Origin of the sequence: Phormidesmis priestleyi ULC007, from assembly GCF_003003695.1 — a bacterium.
Lineage (GTDB): Bacteria > Cyanobacteriota > Cyanobacteriia > Leptolyngbyales > Leptolyngbyaceae > Phormidesmis_A > Phormidesmis_A priestleyi_A.
This window is the reverse complement of record NZ_PVWG01000001.1, coordinates 145,406-162,638: the sequence shown is the minus strand read 5'-3', so window position 1 is coordinate 162,638 and position 17,233 is coordinate 145,406. Positions and strand designations below refer to the sequence as shown.

Annotated in this window: 15 protein-coding genes and 1 tRNA gene; 12 read left to right on the top strand and 4 right to left on the bottom strand. The window is 49.6% G+C overall.

Going from position 1 to position 17,233, the window contains the following annotated elements; translation table 11 throughout:
- Positions 1 to 54: 54 nt before the first annotated feature.
- The gene (locus C7B65_RS00720; protein ID WP_073068997.1) at positions 55 to 2,868 is read right to left on the bottom strand and encodes a cyclic nucleotide-binding domain-containing protein; all 2,814 of its coding nucleotides are present in this window, start codon (positions 2,866 to 2,868) and stop codon (positions 55 to 57) included.
- A gap of 275 nt (positions 2,869 to 3,143) precedes the next feature.
- Here C7B65_RS00720 and C7B65_RS00715 point away from each other — a divergent pair, with 275 nt between their 5' ends.
- The 3 genes from C7B65_RS00715 to C7B65_RS00705 all read left to right on the top strand — a co-directional run bounded on the left by C7B65_RS00715 (position 3,144) and on the right by C7B65_RS00705 (position 6,808).
- Positions 3,144 to 4,232, top strand: a complete 1,089-nt coding sequence (locus tag C7B65_RS00715; protein ID WP_073068996.1) for an alkene reductase — start codon at positions 3,144 to 3,146, stop codon at positions 4,230 to 4,232.
- A gap of 36 nt (positions 4,233 to 4,268) precedes the next feature.
- Positions 4,269 to 4,967, top strand: a complete 699-nt coding sequence (locus C7B65_RS00710; RefSeq protein WP_073068995.1) for a glutathione binding-like protein — start codon at positions 4,269 to 4,271, stop codon at positions 4,965 to 4,967.
- A gap of 935 nt (positions 4,968 to 5,902) precedes the next feature.
- A complete protein-coding gene (locus tag C7B65_RS00705; protein ID WP_073068994.1) occupies positions 5,903 to 6,808 on the top strand; it encodes a carbohydrate ABC transporter permease in 906 nt (301 codons plus the stop codon).
- A 35-nt stretch (positions 6,809 to 6,843) separates the two neighbouring features.
- Here C7B65_RS00705 and C7B65_RS27575 read toward each other — a convergent pair whose 3' ends face one another.
- Together C7B65_RS27575 and C7B65_RS00700 are read right to left on the bottom strand one after the other, a co-directional pair.
- Entirely contained in the window at positions 6,844 to 7,020 is a 177-nt protein-coding gene (locus C7B65_RS27575) for a hypothetical protein (protein ID WP_181314304.1), read from the bottom strand.
- Positions 7,021 to 7,176: 156 nt separating this feature from the next.
- On the bottom strand, positions 7,177 to 7,377 hold the full coding sequence (locus C7B65_RS00700; RefSeq protein ID WP_106253888.1) for a hypothetical protein: 201 nt from the start codon (positions 7,375 to 7,377) through the stop codon (positions 7,177 to 7,179).
- 236 nt (positions 7,378 to 7,613) lie between these two features.
- Here C7B65_RS00700 and C7B65_RS00695 point away from each other — a divergent pair.
- The 7 genes from C7B65_RS00695 (at position 7,614) to C7B65_RS00665 (ending at position 15,084) form a co-directional block, all read left to right on the top strand.
- A tRNA-Val gene (locus tag C7B65_RS00695) sits at positions 7,614 to 7,685 on the top strand.
- A 374-nt stretch (positions 7,686 to 8,059) separates the two neighbouring features.
- Positions 8,060 to 9,247, top strand: coding sequence for a DegT/DnrJ/EryC1/StrS family aminotransferase (locus C7B65_RS00690; protein WP_073068992.1), 1,188 nt, complete (start codon positions 8,060 to 8,062; stop codon positions 9,245 to 9,247).
- A gap of 4 nt (positions 9,248 to 9,251) precedes the next feature.
- Positions 9,252 to 10,136: a cyanoexosortase B gene (crtB, locus tag C7B65_RS00685; protein WP_073068991.1), complete on the top strand. Its 885-nt coding sequence runs from the start codon at positions 9,252 to 9,254 to the stop codon at positions 10,134 to 10,136.
- A 32-nt stretch (positions 10,137 to 10,168) separates the two neighbouring features.
- Entirely contained in the window at positions 10,169 to 10,879 is a 711-nt protein-coding gene (locus C7B65_RS00680; RefSeq protein ID WP_219898263.1) for a cyanoexosortase B system-associated protein, read from the top strand.
- Positions 10,880 to 11,213: 334 nt separating this feature from the next.
- Positions 11,214 to 12,491, top strand: a complete 1,278-nt coding sequence (locus C7B65_RS00675; protein WP_083582591.1) for a polysaccharide biosynthesis/export family protein — start codon at positions 11,214 to 11,216, stop codon at positions 12,489 to 12,491.
- 39 nt (positions 12,492 to 12,530) lie between these two features.
- Positions 12,531 to 14,741, top strand: coding sequence for a GumC family protein (locus tag C7B65_RS00670; protein ID WP_073068989.1), 2,211 nt, complete (start codon positions 12,531 to 12,533; stop codon positions 14,739 to 14,741).
- 100 nt (positions 14,742 to 14,841) lie between these two features.
- Entirely contained in the window at positions 14,842 to 15,084 is a 243-nt protein-coding gene (locus tag C7B65_RS00665; RefSeq protein WP_073068988.1) for a hypothetical protein, read from the top strand.
- A gap of 46 nt (positions 15,085 to 15,130) precedes the next feature.
- Here C7B65_RS00665 and C7B65_RS00660 read toward each other — a convergent pair whose 3' ends face one another.
- Positions 15,131 to 15,586, bottom strand: coding sequence for a DUF2127 domain-containing protein (locus tag C7B65_RS00660; RefSeq protein ID WP_073068987.1), 456 nt, complete (start codon positions 15,584 to 15,586; stop codon positions 15,131 to 15,133).
- A gap of 108 nt (positions 15,587 to 15,694) precedes the next feature.
- Here C7B65_RS00660 and leuB point away from each other — a divergent pair, with 108 nt between their 5' ends.
- Positions 15,695 to 16,780 (top strand): 3-isopropylmalate dehydrogenase, encoded by a 1,086-nt coding sequence (gene leuB, locus C7B65_RS00655; RefSeq protein ID WP_073068986.1) that lies wholly within the window; start codon positions 15,695 to 15,697, stop codon positions 16,778 to 16,780.
- 73 nt (positions 16,781 to 16,853) lie between these two features.
- Positions 16,854 to 17,114, top strand: coding sequence for a hypothetical protein (locus C7B65_RS00650; RefSeq protein ID WP_073069275.1), 261 nt, complete (start codon positions 16,854 to 16,856; stop codon positions 17,112 to 17,114).
- Positions 17,115 to 17,233 lie beyond the last annotated feature (119 nt).

Genomic DNA, 17,233 nt, shown 5'->3' with positions numbered 1-17,233 from the left:
CTAAAAATTTGACTGACAACTTGCTTTGTTACCCGTTCTTGGAAACCAAAGCGGCTAGGTTCCCTGGATGCGCCCCTGTCCCGATTTTACGAGCCGCTGAAGTTGCTGACTTTCGAGTTCTAGAATTCGTCGGGCAAAATCAGGGTCATGGTCAAGCAGATCATCAAAGGCATCGACTGAGATTGCCAAAATGCGCGTCTTTTCACTATCCGCAATGATAGTATTTTCTGAGTTGCTGTGGGTTAAAACCTCTAGCTCATCCAACGTTTGTCCAGGATGGAGGCGTTCAACTCGAACCCCATCTGCAAGTTGATAGTGAATGCTGGCATCGCCTTCGAGCAACAGCAACAATTCTCGACAGGTATCGCCTGCTTCTGTGATTACGTCGCCTGTTGAGTAAGTTTTCACCTCAGCCCGATCGCCCAGAGCCATCAGAGTTTCGGTTTGGATGCGATGAAAGAAGTCACTGTTAAACAAATACACCAATTTCTCTAGCGTTGGAAATGCCGTTAGAGGCGGTGAAGGCGGCAGGGATAGCAGTTGTTCTGCGGTTTCTCGTATGAGTGGATGTGACTCGTAGCGCAGTTCGGGAGCAATTGTCTGAACACGTTCTGAATCGAGTTGAGCAATCAAATAGAGCGCAGCCGCTTTAACCAAAGGATTGTAGTGCTGTAGCAGGATTTCTAAATAGCTCAAAGTCTCTTGAGTAGAGAATTCTAGAGAATTAGTGAGGGGTTCTTCGGGTTGCGTCAGAGACTGAACAATCTCTGGATGTAGGTGATTTTGCCAATGCTCACGGTTTAAATAGTCTGCTACAAGTTGGGGCGATCGCTGCTTTAGAGACTGAGCGATCGCAATCGCGTTTGGGTTGTCTTGTAGGGTCGTTAGCGTTTCCAAAAGCGATCGCACAATCAATTCTTGTTTGCGTTGTACGCTTTCTCTCAATAGTGTTAACACCGCTTGATGTTCATGGAGTGTGAGATGACTAAATGCACGATCGCAAGCCACCCATTCTGATAATCGAGCCAACAGAACTTCAGCTTTTTGAACTTCGCCTACCTCAGGAGCAAACCCACTCGAAATCCAGTCTTCTTCTTGTTGCGTAATTGAATACTCGCGGCGCAAAGAGCGAATTGTAGCGGAATCTTGTTGAGATGGATCAAACGTCGCCAAGTCAGGCTGTCTTTGTTGTAGTCGCATCAACCGCTCCAGTGATTTTTGGTAGCCGCTTAATCGGATCTGATTTTCTAAAGTCCGTTGGTGGTGTGGGTTGAGCAACTCTGCGTCTTCAATGCCCAATTCTTCTAGCACTTCGCGATGTTCATCATCAGGAATGCCCAACTCTTGACGCATTTGTTGCAACACTTCCAAACTACTAGAAGTGTTGACGTAGCCTTCTTCTAACGCTTCTCGCACCACTCCTTTGTATGCCTCGTGCCGTTTTTCACGAGTGAAACCGGGAAGCACTTTTGCTAACACATAGACTTCATTAGCGTGGAGGTCATCTAGAGAACGACCCTCTAAAAACTGGGAAACGTCTAGCTGCAATTTCTCTAACTGTTTGCGGAATCGACTTGCCAAACTTTCACGAGAATAGAGATCTGGATTGCGTCGCCAAGTTTGTTGCAGCCACAGGGTACTCAGGAAAACAATGCTCACATCAAACCCAAACTGCACCCACAGCGGCGTTAACCGGAGTAGGGGACGACCTGCAAAGAAGAAAAAAAAGTTAAAAATTCCGAACGTGCAAATGGCAAAAATCCGATGCCGAACCGTGTCGGGATTCATTGCATGATGCTGACGACTATAGGATTTTGCGCGTTTCTCAATGAATTTGCCAATGATATACCCGATCGCTGTAGATCCACCTAGCACCAATGGAACAGCAAACAACTTAGGAATATTAATGACATTCCCAAACACATATAGTCCAGGATTCATCAGGGCTGCAAGTTGATTGGGGTCACGATTCCAGATGCCCGAAAAGTAATAATTCCAGTTGCCCGCGTATAGATAGTAGTAAACAAAATAGCCAATTACTAAACCCACGTAGCCATATCGAATCAACGATTCTTCGGGCTTGTTCAATTCATCCCAGTAGGTTCTCTCAGAGTCGATATCAAAACAAGGACTTTGACAAGCAACACAAGCACTTTGCTCGTTGCCATCCGGTAACACTGTGCGGCACATAGATTGAGTAATCCGTTGTTCGCTCACATGGGCCTTACTCCCCAGCAAGCCCCTGGGTTCACTAAAAATTGTCTGAACAGGTGCCATTGGGCAGAAGTATTGGCACCACGACTTACCGCCATAAAAGTATCCAACTGCAATTGCGGCGGCGATCGTGAACAATAACCACAGCCCTAATATCAAACGATCGGCATTGAAAAATAGAATTCGCCCACACAATCCTACAAACAGCCAGCCAAATTGCACGTATGAATAGTTCCTGCCCAGCCACGAATCAGATTTGACTTTTGCCAACTCGTAGCGCACCTTTCCAGTTTTTTTATTTTCCCGTTTGAACTGTCGTTGCCAACCCAAAGCGCGAGGAATTTGAGATAGAAATGATAGGGGACAGATCCGCCGCCACAGTTCATGTCCAAACACCAGCAAAATGAGGATTCCCGATGGAACGATCGCGCCCCAAAACAGGGTAGCTCCTAATGGGTAAGGCTGTTCAACCAAACAGTTGCCCTGCACCTGCACACACTCACCAGAGATCCGCAGCGGACTCCAAGGATGATCTGGCTCGGTTAATGCCGCAGTCCAGGGATCGTAAAACAGAGAGGCGATCACAAGCAGCCACCCGATCGTCAGTATCCAGCGAACCCAGTGCATTTGACGTTCTGGCAGTTGTGCAAACATAGATAAATTTTTTCTGAGTAGTTTTTTACTTCATAATCTTACTCGTTCAGATAGTTGCATTCCAAACAATCTAGCGCTATAGTCTAATTATTCGAGAATCTCGAACTAGTGAACGATGGAATTTAGAGTAGCTCTAGTAAACACGCTAGAAAACCCTTTTTAGACTACCCGCTAGATTACTAGTCTGATTGAGATCACAACAAACCTACGTCGTGATCCCATTCATTCATAGTCACTAACATTAACGCCTATTCACCCTCTCCTACAAGGTTTTTATGGATCTCTTCACTCCAATTCAGCTAGGATATTATACGCTTCCTAATCGCGTCATTATGGCACCCTTAACTCGCTGCCGTGCCGGGGCAGGAAACGTTCCCACTGCTTTAAACGTCAATTATTATGCTCAACGGGCATCGGCTGGGCTAATCATTAGCGAAGCCAGCCAGGTTTCTCAGCAAGGGATGGGCTACCCGGCGACTCCCGGCATTCACTCGTCAGAGCAGATTGCTGGCTGGAAACTTGTCACCGAGGCTGTCCATCAACAGGGCGGACGAATTTTTCTGCAATTGTGGCACGTTGGCAGAAGTTCTCACTCCTCATTTCAGCCTGGTGGAGCCTTGCCCGTTGCACCCAGCGCGATCGCGATTGATGGCGAGTTGCTCACCTACGAAGGCATGAAGCCTTATGAGACTCCTCGCGCTTTAGAACGGCATGAAATTTCTGGCATTGTCGAACAATTTCGTCAGGGGGCGGAAAACGCACTAGAAGCGGGCTTTGATGGCGTTGAAATTCACGGGGCAAATGGCTATTTGTTGGATCAATTTTTACGAGATGGGGCAAACAAACGCACCGATGATTATGGTGGCTCGATCGAGAACCGTGCCCGGTTACATTTAGAAGTCACTGAAGCGGTTGTGGGAGTTTGGGGAAACAATCGGGTCGGAATTCGTCTCTCGCCCAGCAGCACATTTAACAGTATGTCTGACTCAAACCCCGAAGCCACGTTTGGCTATGTAGTTGAACAACTGAATCATTTTGACCTGGCATATCTGCACTTATTAGAACCCAGCGAATCGGATTTGAGACACGGAGGACAAGCCGTTCCGACTGCTTATTTTCGTCCGATTTACCAGGGCAATTTGATGGCAAACTGGGACTATGACCAAGCAAAAGCCAATGCCGCGATCGCAAGTGGCAATGCCGATCTGATCTCATTTGGCAAAGCGTTTATTGCAAACCCAGATTTACCAGAGCGATTTAAGCTTAACGCGCCTTTAAATCCACCCAATCCCGACACGTTTTATGGCGGAGGTGAACAAGGTTATACCGATTATCCAACGCTCAAAGAGCTTCAACTCGCTTAAACAAATTTGTTCAACTTACAGCAGGAGACTCTTAACATGATTGAGCTTTATTATTGGACAACGCCAAACGGTCACAAAATCACGATGTTTTTAGAAGAGGCTGAACTGCCTTATACGATCGTGCCAATCAACATTGGAGCGGGTGATCAGTTTAAGCCTGAGTTTCTCAAAATTTCGCCTAACAATCGAATTCCAGCCATTGTCGATCACGAACCTACTGGAGGAGGCGATCCAATCTCGGTGTTTGAGTCAGGAGCAATCTTACTCTATCTCGCAGAAAAGACCGGAAAGCTGATTCCTGCTGATCTGCGAGGTCGGGTAGAGGCCTTGCAATGGTTGTTTTGGCAGATGGGCGGGTTAGGCCCAATGGCAGGACAAAATCATCACTTCAATCAATATGCACCCGAAAAAATTCCTTACGCGATCGACCGATACGTCAACGAGACAGGACGGTTGTATGCAGTGCTGAATCAGCGACTAGCCGATCGTGAATTTGTGGCAGGTGAGTATTCGATCGCCGATATCGCCGCCTATCCGTGGATTGTTCCTTACGATCGCCAAGGGCAAAAATTAGAAGGTTTCCCCCACCTCAAACGCTGGTTTGAAGCCATTCAATCTCGCTCTGCGACGATTCGCGCTTATGAGCAAGCCGACGCGTTTAAGACTCAGCAGATGGACCTTGAGAAGTCTCGATCGCTGCTGTTTAATCAATCGGCGACCACCGTTCAAAAATAGGCATTGCTGAATAAAGAAATGATTTGCCCTGTCTCCCCAGCCCTCCCACAAGGGCGAGAGGCAGGGTGGTTTCATTCCTAGGTTTCTGCAATCACAATTTTGAGAGAGCCTCAACGAAGGAATCAGGAGCCTGTACTATTCTTTTCTTGTATGAAACCACCCTGCTCCCACAAGGGCGAGAGGGGAGCAAGAGCCTAATTTTCTCCCTTCTCCCTGGATGGGAGAAGGGCTGGCGAGGGCTTCGCCCCACTTCGTGAGGAGGGTAGAGCAGGTTTTTACGTCTCATCAGAAAAGTGGGTTAGAAACCCCGTCGTTCTACGACGGCTTTACAAGTACATTTGAACGATCTATAGTTTGAGCGGGAGGGACGATAACCAAGTTTCTCCCGCCCATACCGAGGGGCATCCGGGAACGCGGGTTAAAGCGGAAAGTCTGTGGAGCGAACATAAGACCAAAAAACCTTAGAGGTGGAGGCAGTTGCAATGAAGCAGAAATCTAAATCGCGAGGTTTGGAGAATCACCGCTCCTTCAGGACGGTGAGTATGTCAATGACTTCTCTTCAATGACAATGAAACTGCCCTGCCCAAATTGGGGGACTTTGAACCGGAAATTTTGGCTTGAAGTCTACCAAAAATGAGGGATTTAGGTAGCTCTCCCGAATTCACAACCGGAGCAAACCACTTCTGTCGAACTGACGTTAAATTAAATAATGTTGGTTACTTGCAACGTCAATGGGCACGGCAGGGCCATGCCCGTACGCAAATTCTGGTCTTACATTTAATTCACAATCTTAAGGTGATGAGTGTAAAAGCGATCGAACACTTTGTTGGATCGGTCAGCCAGGCAAGGTTGTGACTAAGTTCGAGGTTGCTGCTGCTCAATGCCGTTAGCTAACCTTAATGAAATGTCATCCCACACTCAAGCACAATTTCCTCATGTCATCTGATCTTTCCGATCGCAAACCCGCTAATGCCCGATCGCACTTACTTGATAATGAGACGATCGCTGCCTGGGTTTTTCTGTCTCCGGCACTGATTTTGCTGGGCGTGTTTGTGCTGTATCCGATCGCTTATCTAGGCTATCTGAGCTTCACGACTGGCAGCTTTACCAGAGCGGGGGTGCGCTGGGTAGGGTTGCGAAACTATTGGCGGCTGTTGGTCAGTCCTGATTTTTGGCAGGTCTTGGGCAACACGGCTTATTTTACGATCGCGACCGTGATCCCCAGTGTGGTCATTCCGTTGGGGTTGGCGGTATTGCTCGATCGATCCTTCGCTTTGAGAGGGTTGCTCAGAGCCGCTTATTTTATTCCATCGATTACGTCACTCGTGGCGGCGGGGCTAGGATTTCGCTGGCTGTTTCAAACCGATGGAGTCGTGAACGATTGGTTAGGCGCGATCGGAATCGCCCCGATCGCGTGGCTGCAAGATACAGCGTGGGCAATGCCCGTCTTGATTTTGTTGAGCATCTGGAAGCAGTTGGGATTCAACCTGGTAGTCTTTCTGGCAGGATTGCAAACCATTCCAGTCAGTCGCTATGAGGCAGCAGAATTGGACGGGGCAGACGCGCGGCAAAAATTTTGGTATGTGACGCTGCCCGGTTTGCGTCCGACGATCGTGTTTGCGGTGGTCACAACTGCGATTTTTACGCTTCGCAGCTTTGAGCAGGTCTACGTGATTACAGGGGGTGGGCCGCTCAACTCGACCAATCTGCTGGTTTATTATGTCTATGACCAGGCATTTGCTCAGTTCGATTTTGGATATGCGGCGGCAGCGGCAACGGTTTTGCTGGCTGTGACGCTGATATTGGTTTATTGGCAGCTACGATCAGGCGAAGAAACATAGGGACAAAAGGCATTTGCCCCTACGAAATCTCTTTGTTAGTTTTCGGTAGGAAATGTCCGTCTAAATTCGTCGATCAGGTCGTCCATTTCTTCTAATGCCTGATTGACATCAATGCGTAAAACCCCTAAATCGGGCTGTTCTAGTAGACGCAGCAATGACTCGCGTTTTCCTTCAATCAATTTGATCCGTTCTTTGATGGTTTCGGCTTCCATAATGCTCCGCGATTGGCTCCCCAAATGTTGCTAATAGTTAAGCTTTAACAATTCTAATCAGCTTCGGGGTGAAGTGGTCGCAAGAATTCGCTTTAAAAGAAATGGGTAGCAGACGATCGAGACCCATCTACTACCCATTTCTAAATATTGATTTGCTCAGAAGCCTTGACGAGATACCAGTTTCTCAACTGTGGCTTGGGTTTGATGTAACAACTGTTCGCGGCTATCGGCAGTGTTGGTGAGTTTGGGCATTAGGTTGCGAGCTTGCAGCGCCATATGCAGTTGAAGGTGGGCGACATATTCGCTGAAGTCTTCTCGAAGGGCAGGGTTGGGCGTTTGGTTTGAGCGCGATTCCAAAGTGTTCTCCTCTCCTAAATGCTGCATTCGTTGATTCACTTCCCTGAAATTATCACAGACCCGATCGTCCTCGAAGTAGTTCGTAATGAACTTTAATCATTCGTAAGGAGGAGTGGAGGGAAGATTTTTTGAGGGTTGAGATGGGGTTTGCGATCGATGCGAACCCTATGTTATGCTCTCAGAGGCGATTGGGTCAGTAGCAAATCATTGCTTCGATCTGATTGATTTTAAGAAACGGGGGTTTAGCTCAGTGGTAGAGCGCTTGCTCGACAAGCAAGATGTCACTGGTTCAAGTCCAGTAACCCCCATCGCGAAACTTGCAAAATGGGCGACAAAATGGTTGTAGGGGGAGCGCCCCCGTGCCTACCCCTGCTGTATGGAGGGATTGCCCCTACCCAAATCTTTCTATCCAGCAATGCCGAAATTTTTAAACCTGAGATGAAGCCGGGTGCAGTGGGTACTCTGAGTTCAAGATTGCCGGAAAGGTAATTCTGCTCACTTGCGAAGTCCGATCGCTTCCTAGTTTTTGCAGAGATTGAAGAAGAATGACGCGAAGTTCACAGAGTCTCTAAAGAAATTTACAGACTCTTCACGCTTTAAGTGTGTTTGCTCACTAACTCATGACCCATAACTAGATTAGCGTTTATACCTAGCTCCCCACCCTTCATCTTTGATGCTTTTTATGCAGAGCGTTTCAGCTACAATTCCGTTTGTTGACCTCTTGGCTCAACATCAGCCGCTTCAAGACCAGATTGAGCAGGCAATTAGAGACGTAATGCAACGGGGCGATTATGTCTTAGGTCAAGCCCTGAGAGAGTTTGAGCAAGCATTTGCGGCGGTCTGTCGATCGCACCACGGCATCGGGGTTGCCTGCGGAACTGACGCGATCGCCCTCGGACTGCAAGCCTGTGGCATTGGCAAAGGGGATGAAGTGATTTTGCCCGCCAACACGTTTATCGCCACGCTGATTGGGGTGCTGCGGTCAGGAGCGACTCCGGTTTTGGTTGACTGCGAGGCTAAAACAGCCCTGATTGACCTCGCAGCAGCCGAAAAAGCGATTACGCCCAAAACTCGCGCCATTGTTCCAGTGCATCTTTATGGGCAGATGGTGTCGCCCAGCCTTTTGCTCAATCTCGCTCACACTTACGACTTGATGATTTTTGAAGACGCGGCTCAAGCCCACTTAGCCGAGCGAGAAGGCTATCGAGCCGGATCGATCGGCGTTGCTGCCGCCTTTAGTTTCTATCCGGCTAAGAATTTGGGCGCTTTGGGCGATGGGGGCATGGTCATCACCCACGATGAAAGCGTTGCTCAGAAACTCCGATCGCTACGAAACTATGGGGCACCCCGCAAATATTTCCACACCGATCAAGGCACAAACAGCCGTCTAGACACGATTCAAGCGGCGGTGTTAAACGTGAAGTTGCCTTATCTGGCGGGTTGGAACCGTGATCGCGTCTACATTGCCGACCAATACAATACTCTCCTCAAACCACTGCACGCGCACGGGATTTTGCCGATTCAGAACCAGTGTGGGAAAGGACACGCCTATCATCTTTATGTAATCAGAGTAGTGACAGAAAATCGTGACGGCTTGCCTGTTTGTGCGCTCGATCGCGAGGCTCTGCAAGCGCAATTTGCCCAGCAAGCGATTCAAACCGGAATTCACTACCCGCTGCCGTGTCACCTTCAGCCAGCGTTTCAAGAGTTGGGCTATCGAGCGGGCGATTTTCCGATCGCTGAAACCTTGTGTCAAGAGATCTTGTCTCTACCGATGTATCCAGGGTTGAGTGACCTGCAAATTCACCGGATCGTAGATGTCCTAGAAGCTTCTTTAATCGTTCAGTCAGCCCTCAAGATTTCAGCGTAACGTTATGCGAATCCGTCTTTCTTCTAAACTCGTCGATCGCTATTGGAGCAACGCTGCCCTGATTGGTTTATTGACGCTGCTCTATGCCCCAATTCTGCTGCATTGGGTTGATGGCTGGCTTCGCAAAAGCATTAGCATCGAGCACGAATATTTTAGTCACGGTGTGATCGGATTGCCTTTTGCGGCTTATGTCGCCTGGATCAATCGCAAACGGTGGCAACGACTGATTGAGCCGAGTCAGCCGACGATCGGGTTAGAAAAATTCATCGGCGCACTCCTGCTGCTAGTCGCTGGAATTTTCTATCTAAGTGGCTTGCCCGATTTTGTCAACCTGTCTCTCCCAATTTTGCTGACGGGGATTTGCCTGTGGCTCAAAGGATTACCTGGCTTAAAGCTCCAAAGCTTTGCACTGCTGCTCGTGTTTCTGGCAACGCCGAGCGAGATTCCTTATTTGATTGCGCCTTATACATTGCCCCTGCAAAGTTTCATCGCAGGCACGGCTGGGTTTATTCTCAATCAACTGGGTTTGAATGTCACCGTTGAGCAAATCTATCTCTACGTCAACGGGCAAATTGTCGAAGTAGCGCCCTACTGCGCGGGGCTAAAGATGTTATTCACTAGTTTATATGTGGCGTTGATGCTGCTTTATTGGACAGATTTGCTGCGATCGCGCCTGATCTCAATCCTGTTTCTCGGCTGCACTGTGATCATTAGCGTCACGGCTAACATCCTTCGCAACACCCTCCTGACTTACTTTCACGGCACTGGTCAAGATCAGGCCTTTGGCTGGCTACACGAAGGTTGGGGCGGCGATGTCTATTCTGCCCTGATGTTGGGCTTGCTCGTCGTGCTTGTGAGCCTGCTTGATAAACATTTTTCTCCGGCTTAAGCTGCAATCCTCTTTTAATTTTGGCGATGATCATGTCCTTCAAATCTCTGCATCTTCAATGGTCTAAGGTTTCGCTGCTCTTGCTGCTGCTGATTTTGGTCGCGATCGGAGCAGTCCCCGGTTATCTATCAGGCAAGTGGCGTTGGGCAGAACCTCCCAAGGTGGCGACCTTATCTCAATTGACTAAGCTGCGTCAGGTCGGATTAGCCGTGCCGGGGTGGCAGATCGTCGATCGTCAAACTCCGCAGGTTGGAGAGCACAAATGGTTGATGCAAGAGATGGTCGGTGCCAAGCAAAACAAGGCGATTTTGCTATTGTTTCCGCAAAAGGGCAACCGAGAACAGCCCGAAGTCGAGTGGAGCGATGTCAATGGCTTTCAAAGTTGGGAAACTGACTCCGATCGTCAAATTGAATTCACGGTGTCTGAACCCGCTACTAAAGTGACGGCGCAATTTTTTCGAGGTTTGACTAAACCAAAACCGGGCAGCCTTCAAGCCATTCGCCGACAGACCTACGCCGTGCTGCAATGGTATGCATGGTCAACGGGCGGACACCCAGCACCGAGTCAGTGGTTTTTTGCCGATCGCGCCGCTCAGTGGCAAAATCGTCGCATTCCCTGGGTGGCAGTCAGCGTTTTGATGCCGATCGAGCCACTGGATACGATCGATCAGCACTGGTCAGAAGTGGAATCATTTGCTCAAAGCGTTCAATCAACTCTGATGTCAGGGGTTTTGAAGCCTTAGTGTGAACTTAAATCGTCGCTCTGAAGTGTGAGAGATACAATAGCAACATCTTTAAGGGCATGGCATTACCATTTAATCCGCGATCTTTTGACCGTCTGGAACTGATGGTCTAAAAATTTCATCACAGGATTTAAGTTAATGTCAGTTCGATGAGTTTTTTCGCTTCGTTGTTAGCGGCTTCTGCCCCCTAAATCCCCCCAAAATTGGAACTTAAATCCTGGGCTTGAAGTCCTTCAGAATGGCGGATTTAGGGGGCAGATCGGATTTGCAACCGCAGCGAAAAGCTTCATCGAATTCACGTTAAGTCAACGATCGTTTACCTATCCCATCCCGCATGACCCCGATCGCCCTGATTCGTCAGTTTACAGCTTTGTCTCTTGCAGGCGTTTATGCCACCTCTGTGCCCGTTGCAATTTTGCTGTGGACGATTGCAGGTCAGTCTCCTCAAGCCGCTCTCAGTCAAACCCCACTTCCTCCGACCACCCAACCGTCAACGCCTCCGACTGCGATTGATTTAGTTGAGCAAGCTAGACAGCGACTGCGCGATCGCGGAGAGCTTCCTAACCCATCTGCACCGTCTTCTAAACCTGTGGCTCCGATCGTTCAACCGCCTCCGATCGTTCAACCCGTTCCAACCGCACCCACGACCCCAAGCTCATTTAATCTCTATCGCTTAGGAGCCGGAGATGCGGTTGGCGTAGTCGTTCAGAGATTTCCAGATTTAAACTTTCAGGCAGTTATCGATCAAGACGGCAATATCACTACGCCTCTGTTGGGCAAAGTCGCGCTTCAGGGGTTGACGATCGAGCAAGCTCAAGAAAAAGTCCGTCAAGGTGTCAATCGATTTGTGATTGACCCGATCGTCCTATTGGCACTAACGAATCAGCGCCCAGTGCTGGTGACGCTCACCGGAGAAATTACCCGACCGGGCGTGTATCCGCTCCAAGCACCGAGCCGGATCTCTTCTGCATTGCTCACGGCGGGAGGAGCGACCCAAATGGCAGACCTGCGATCAGTGATTGTGCGCCGTACTTTGAGCGATGGCTCGACTTTAGAAGAAACCCTGAATCTGATCGCCCCGCTTAAAAATGGCACCGCTCTGCCCGATCTGCGGCTACAAGATGGTGATGTCGTGGTGGTTTCCAGATTAGCGCCGGGGGCAGAAAAAGACTACGATCGCGGGTTGGTGGCTCGATCTACACTGGTGAAACCTCAGATCTCAGTTCGAGTTTTAAGCTATGCCAGAGGCGGGTTAGGTAATGTCACGCTTCCCAGTGGCAGCACCTTTTTAGACGCACTTACCGCCGCCGCCGTCAACCCCGATGCGTCCGACTTGCGAAGAATTGCCCTAATTCGATTTGACCCAGTGCAGCAAAAAGCTGTTTCACGAGAAATCGACGGCAAAAAGGTGATCATGGGAGATATGGCTCAAAACATTGCGCTCGAAGACAATGATGTGATTGTGATCGGTCGCAATTTAGTGGGAAGAGTTACCTATGCCCTCAACGTGTTCACTCAACCTTTTCGAGATGTTTTAGGCTTCCTATTATTTTTTAGAGAACTGGGTAACGGTGCCAGTAATCTCTTCGGCCCGACTAACAACCGAAATTAGTCCATTGTCCACTGAACTCACCTTCTCTCGTGTGCTGTTATGACTCCGCCAATCGTTAAGCGCTATCTTCTGGCCGTCGATCGCTATAAATGGGCCATTCCAGCCGGGGTGTTTGTCGGCATGGCGGCGGCAGGTGTAGTCGCCTCTCGTCCTGACCCAGCCCCGGTTTATCAGGCAAATGCGTTACTGGTTTCAAATCGTCCGCCGATCGCATTTTCGACGATCGGCACTGAAGTCAGACAGCCGATCGAGACTTTTACCAGCGATTCTCTCGTGCCCAAAGAGATGATCGAAGCAGTTGCCAAAGAAGTCGGCATCCCACCGCTAGAGGTGGCTAGGAATACCAAGGTAGAAGTAGACATTCCGAAAGTAGCTAAAGGTGCAACAGTTCCGACGAGTAGCTCGGCGCAAGTTGATGTCTCTTACAACGATGGCGATCCTAATCGCGCGATCGCGGTGGTTCAACAATTTAGTCAGCGCATTGTCGAACAGAGTCGGCTCAACAATTCAGCCCGATTGCGCGCCGTGATCGAATCGATTAATCAGCGATTGCCCAAGGTGTCGAACGATCTGAGAGCCTCCGAACAAGTGTTAGAAGAATACGATCGGGTTGAAGGGCCTCAACTGCTGGCGGCTCAAAATGGAACGCTGATCGGCGCAATCACAGGCAGCCAAACTCAGCAGCGACAGCTACAACTGCAACTCGATGGCACTAATGCTCAGATTCGCAGTTTAGAACAGCGACTAGGCTTAGACCCCAGTCAGGCGTATATCTCTGCGGCTCTGAGTGCTGACCCACTGTTGGCAAACCTCCGCGCTCAGATTCAGCAAGTTGAGGCACAGATTTCGCTCAAAAGTAAGGATCTGCGCCCAGAACATCCCGATCTGATCAACCTCCAAAAACAGCAGCAGACGCTAGAAGAACAGCTTCAAAAACGCGCTAGAGAAGTGATGGGCGGCAACGGATCGGCGGCTCCATTTTCTAGCACGGTGCGGCAAAACAGCAGTCTCGACCCGGCTCGACAGCAGTTAGCAAACACCCTAGTCGGACTCAAGACCCAGCAGGAAGCCTTGCAGCAGCAGTTAGGCTCGACAGCGCGATCGGAGCAAACACTCCGCCAACAATTTTCGGTCGTCCCCAATCGCCAGTTAGAGCGCACTCGGCTAGAAGATCAAGTTCGGCTCAAGAAAGCCCTCCACGATCAGATGCAAGTCAAACTAGTCGATGCTAGAGCCGCCGAAGCCGAAACGGTGAGCAGCCTCAGTCTCGCCAAAGCGCCTTCCGTGGTGCCGCCTCTGCCCAACGCCACTAAGAGCATTCCGTTGATGTTGGCGATCGGGGGCTTGGTCGGCTTACTCGTCGGCGGTGGTTTGATCTTCTTGCTCGACACAATGGAGGGCAAATTCTACACCGAAGACGATCTGCGAGAAGCGCTGCGATCGCGCGATGTGACGATTCTCGGTTCACTGCCGCTAGTGAAAGGCTGGGATGTCACAGATTCTCCGGTTTTAGTGCGCCCAGATTCTCCTTACTTTGAGTATTATGAGCGGTTTCGCAGTAAGCTGCGCCTGACAGAAAACAAAACGCTGCGAGTGATCTTGTTGACCAGCACAATCGCCGATGAAGGTAAAACTGTCAGCGCTTACAATCTAGCGATCGCGTCTGCCAGAGCCGGAAAGCGAACGTTGTTGATTGAGGCAGACTTGCGATCGGCATCCAAAGCAGCTTACGTCGATCTTGCGACTGACCCCGACAGCATCGTCGAACCCTTGCGCTATTACGGGCAGATTAGCGAGTGTGTTCGTCTCGCTCCAGAGGTCGAAAATCTTTATGTGGTGCCGAGTGTTGGTCCGCAACGTCAAGCGGCTTCGATTCTTGAATCGAGCGAGATGCGCCGCCTATTAGAAGATGCCAGAGGGCGATTTGATCTCGTCGTGCTAGATACGCCTGCTTTGAGCCACTGTAATGACGCGCTGTTGTTAGAACCCTACAGCGATGGATTGGTGATTGTCACCCGTCCGGGTGTGACGCAAGAAAGCATCTTGACTGAAGCGATCGACCATCTCAGCGAGACAGAAGATCACAAGTTGCTGGGAGCAATCATTAATGGCGTGGACATTCAGCTTCCGCGAGCAGTTGAGGAGGCGATGATGGCGCAGTCTCATCCGCACTCAGTCACCGTTTCGGGACGTGACACCGATGACACTGAGGAGATGAATCAAGTTAAGGCGGGGAGGCGTGATCGTTGAGTTAATTGCGATCGCAGCCTAGCAAAGAGATTCTTGAGCCTCGTTGGTACAATAACCAAAGGCAGTTAGAGAAAGTTGGTATTAGACAAAGCAAAGCACTATGCAAATCACGATCGACCTACCTCCAGATCTTGAACAAGACCTGATCCGCCAAGCAGCCCAATCCAGTGTTCCGCTCCAAACTTTGGTTCTCCAAGCCTTGCGTCAGATAATCCAAACGACACCTAGCTCTATGTCCCAGTGGTCGGATGTAATCCTGTTTTATGAAGGAGTTCCTGACTTTCCTGCTTTCGAGTCGTACCGCGATGAACTTCTCCCCCTGCATGAATCGGAGTTGTCCTGAACCTCGATCGCTAAATTAAACCGCAAAACATCAATCCAATTACATATTAATGTTTGTGTTCTTTGTGTTTTGGAAAAGTGCGAATCAAATACCAAAAGACCGCCACATTTACAACAAAGACGATGAATTTTAGAAACGAGAAACCTTGCGTCAATTCATAGATTTCTGGCGGAATACTAATTCCTACCAGCCCTAAAACTAAAATGTGTGCCCAGCGTTTTTCATGCCATAACCCGATCGCTTCGATCGCCGTCACGATCGCATAAGTCGCTGCACCAACACCACTAAATTGCAGCGTTCTCGGATTGAGATTGAGAATTTTGTCTAAAATCCATTCGATGATCCCGGCTTTGCCTTCGAGTTCATAATTACTAGCAAAGTCTTGAAGACCTTCGTAGTTATTCATCGCCAATAAGAGCGCGATCGCTGTCACCATCAACAGAGAAGCCACAAACGATTTGTAAACCACAATGGCAAGCAAGCCAAACGGACGCTTTTTCAACTGACTTCTGATCTAAATCTTCAAACTCAATTCTAGGCTGCACCCAGCGATCGTCACCGCTCAGGGTATGATATAGCCCGCAGTCTTAGCCGCAACTTTATTAAACCGATGGCACAGCAATATCGGATCACGCTTCTCTCTGGCGATGGCATCGGCCCTGAAATTATGGCGATCGCCGTTCAAGTTCTCAAAGTCGTCGGTGAGAAATTTGACCTGACGTTTGAGTTTCAAGCAGCGCTGCTGGGAGGGGCGGCGATCGATGCCACAGGCGAACCGCTGCCTGCCGAAACTTTAGCGCAGTGCAAGAACAGTGACGCGGTGTTGCTGGCAGCGATCGGGGGCTATAAATGGGACACGTTGCCTCGGCATTTACGTCCTGAAACCGGGCTGTTAGGGCTTCGAGCGGGATTAGGCTTATTTGCAAACCTGCGTCCGGCAACCATTTTGCCGCAGCTTATTGATGCATCTTCCCTGAAGCGAGAAATCGTGGAAGGAGTCGATATTATGGTCGTGCGAGAGCTAACAGGCGGCATTTATTTTGGGCAACCGAGAGGAATTTTTACCACTGAGACGGGTGAAAAGCGGGGCGTAAACACAATGGCGTATACCGAATCAGAAATTGAGCGCATCGGACGAGTTGCTTTTGAAACCGCTCAAAAGCGAGGCAAAAAACTCTGCTCAGTCGATAAGTCAAACGTGTTAGAAGTCTCGCAACTGTGGCGCGATCGCATCACGACTCTCTCAGCCGAGTATCCCGATGTCGAACTGTCTCATATGTACGTCGATGCCGCCGCCATGCAGCTAGTGAGACAGCCCACGCAGTTTGACACGATCGTCACCAGCAATCTCTTTGGCGATATTCTCTCTGATGCTGCCGCCATGTTAACAGGCAGCATTGGGATGTTGCCGTCTGCCAGTTTGGGCGCGTCAAACCCCGGTCTGTATGAACCTGTTCACGGGTCTGCGCCCGACATCGCTGGACAAGATAAAGCCAATCCACTTGCCCAAGTGCTGAGTGCGGCGATGATGTTGCGCTATGGACTCAATCAGCCGACTGCCGCAGACTATATTGAACAAGCCGTTCTTACCGTTCTAGACCAAGATTATCGAACCGGGGATATCATGTCGGAGGGCAAAACTCTATTTGGGTGTCAGGCTATCGGCGATGCGTTAATCAAAGCGCTCAACAAATAAAGCGTATTTTTTTCGTGCCAATTTCGATTTTTGCAATAGGATACAGTCGGAACGTCAATCGAGGGCAGTGCTGGTGGTTAACACGATCGAACAAGTAGGTGTGGGTGTGGATGATGAAAGCGTAACGGCGTATGTTGATCCGGCGGTCGTGCGATCGGCGCGGCTGATTTATCAGGTTTATTATGAAGTGCATCCCGAATTGACGGAGCCACCTTTAGGGGTAGCGATCAATCGGCTCACACATCGAGGCAAACTGATCTTTACAGGCAAGGCGATCTTGCTGCCGCAGGAGTGCTTTGTGCCGTTTGAATGGATTGAATCAGAGGCGTATTAGGCAAGCAGAGATGAGGGGGGAGTTAGGGGCTGAGTGACTGTCACAGGCTAGGGTTTGCTACTATCAAAGCAGCGAGTTTGAAGAAGCTCATGACACTAGCGATTATGGCCAAACCTGCT

Bases quoted from the DNA above. Each gene is read 5' to 3' on its own strand.
- leuB (WP_073068986.1), top strand. From the start codon at position 15,695: ATGGCACAGCAATATCGGATCACGCTTCTCTCTGGCGATGGCATCGGC.
- C7B65_RS00670 (WP_073068989.1), top strand. From the start codon at position 12,531: ATGACTCCGCCAATCGTTAAGCGCTATCTTCTGGCCGTCGATCGCTAT.
- C7B65_RS00690 (WP_073068992.1), top strand. From the start codon at position 8,060: ATGCAGAGCGTTTCAGCTACAATTCCGTTTGTTGACCTCTTGGCTCAA.
- C7B65_RS00720 (WP_073068997.1), bottom strand. From the start codon at position 2,868: ATGTTTGCACAACTGCCAGAACGTCAAATGCACTGGGTTCGCTGGATA.
- C7B65_RS00705 (WP_073068994.1), top strand. From the start codon at position 5,903: ATGTCATCTGATCTTTCCGATCGCAAACCCGCTAATGCCCGATCGCAC.
- C7B65_RS00675 (WP_083582591.1), top strand. From the start codon at position 11,214: ATGACCCCGATCGCCCTGATTCGTCAGTTTACAGCTTTGTCTCTTGCA.
- C7B65_RS00665 (WP_073068988.1), top strand. From the start codon at position 14,842: ATGCAAATCACGATCGACCTACCTCCAGATCTTGAACAAGACCTGATC.
- crtB (WP_073068991.1), top strand. From the start codon at position 9,252: ATGCGAATCCGTCTTTCTTCTAAACTCGTCGATCGCTATTGGAGCAAC.
- C7B65_RS00715 (WP_073068996.1), top strand. From the start codon at position 3,144: ATGGATCTCTTCACTCCAATTCAGCTAGGATATTATACGCTTCCTAAT.
- C7B65_RS00680 (WP_219898263.1), top strand. From the start codon at position 10,169: ATGTCCTTCAAATCTCTGCATCTTCAATGGTCTAAGGTTTCGCTGCTC.
- C7B65_RS27575 (WP_181314304.1), bottom strand. From the start codon at position 7,020: ATGGAAGCCGAAACCATCAAAGAACGGATCAAATTGATTGAAGGAAAA.
- C7B65_RS00710 (WP_073068995.1), top strand. From the start codon at position 4,269: ATGATTGAGCTTTATTATTGGACAACGCCAAACGGTCACAAAATCACG.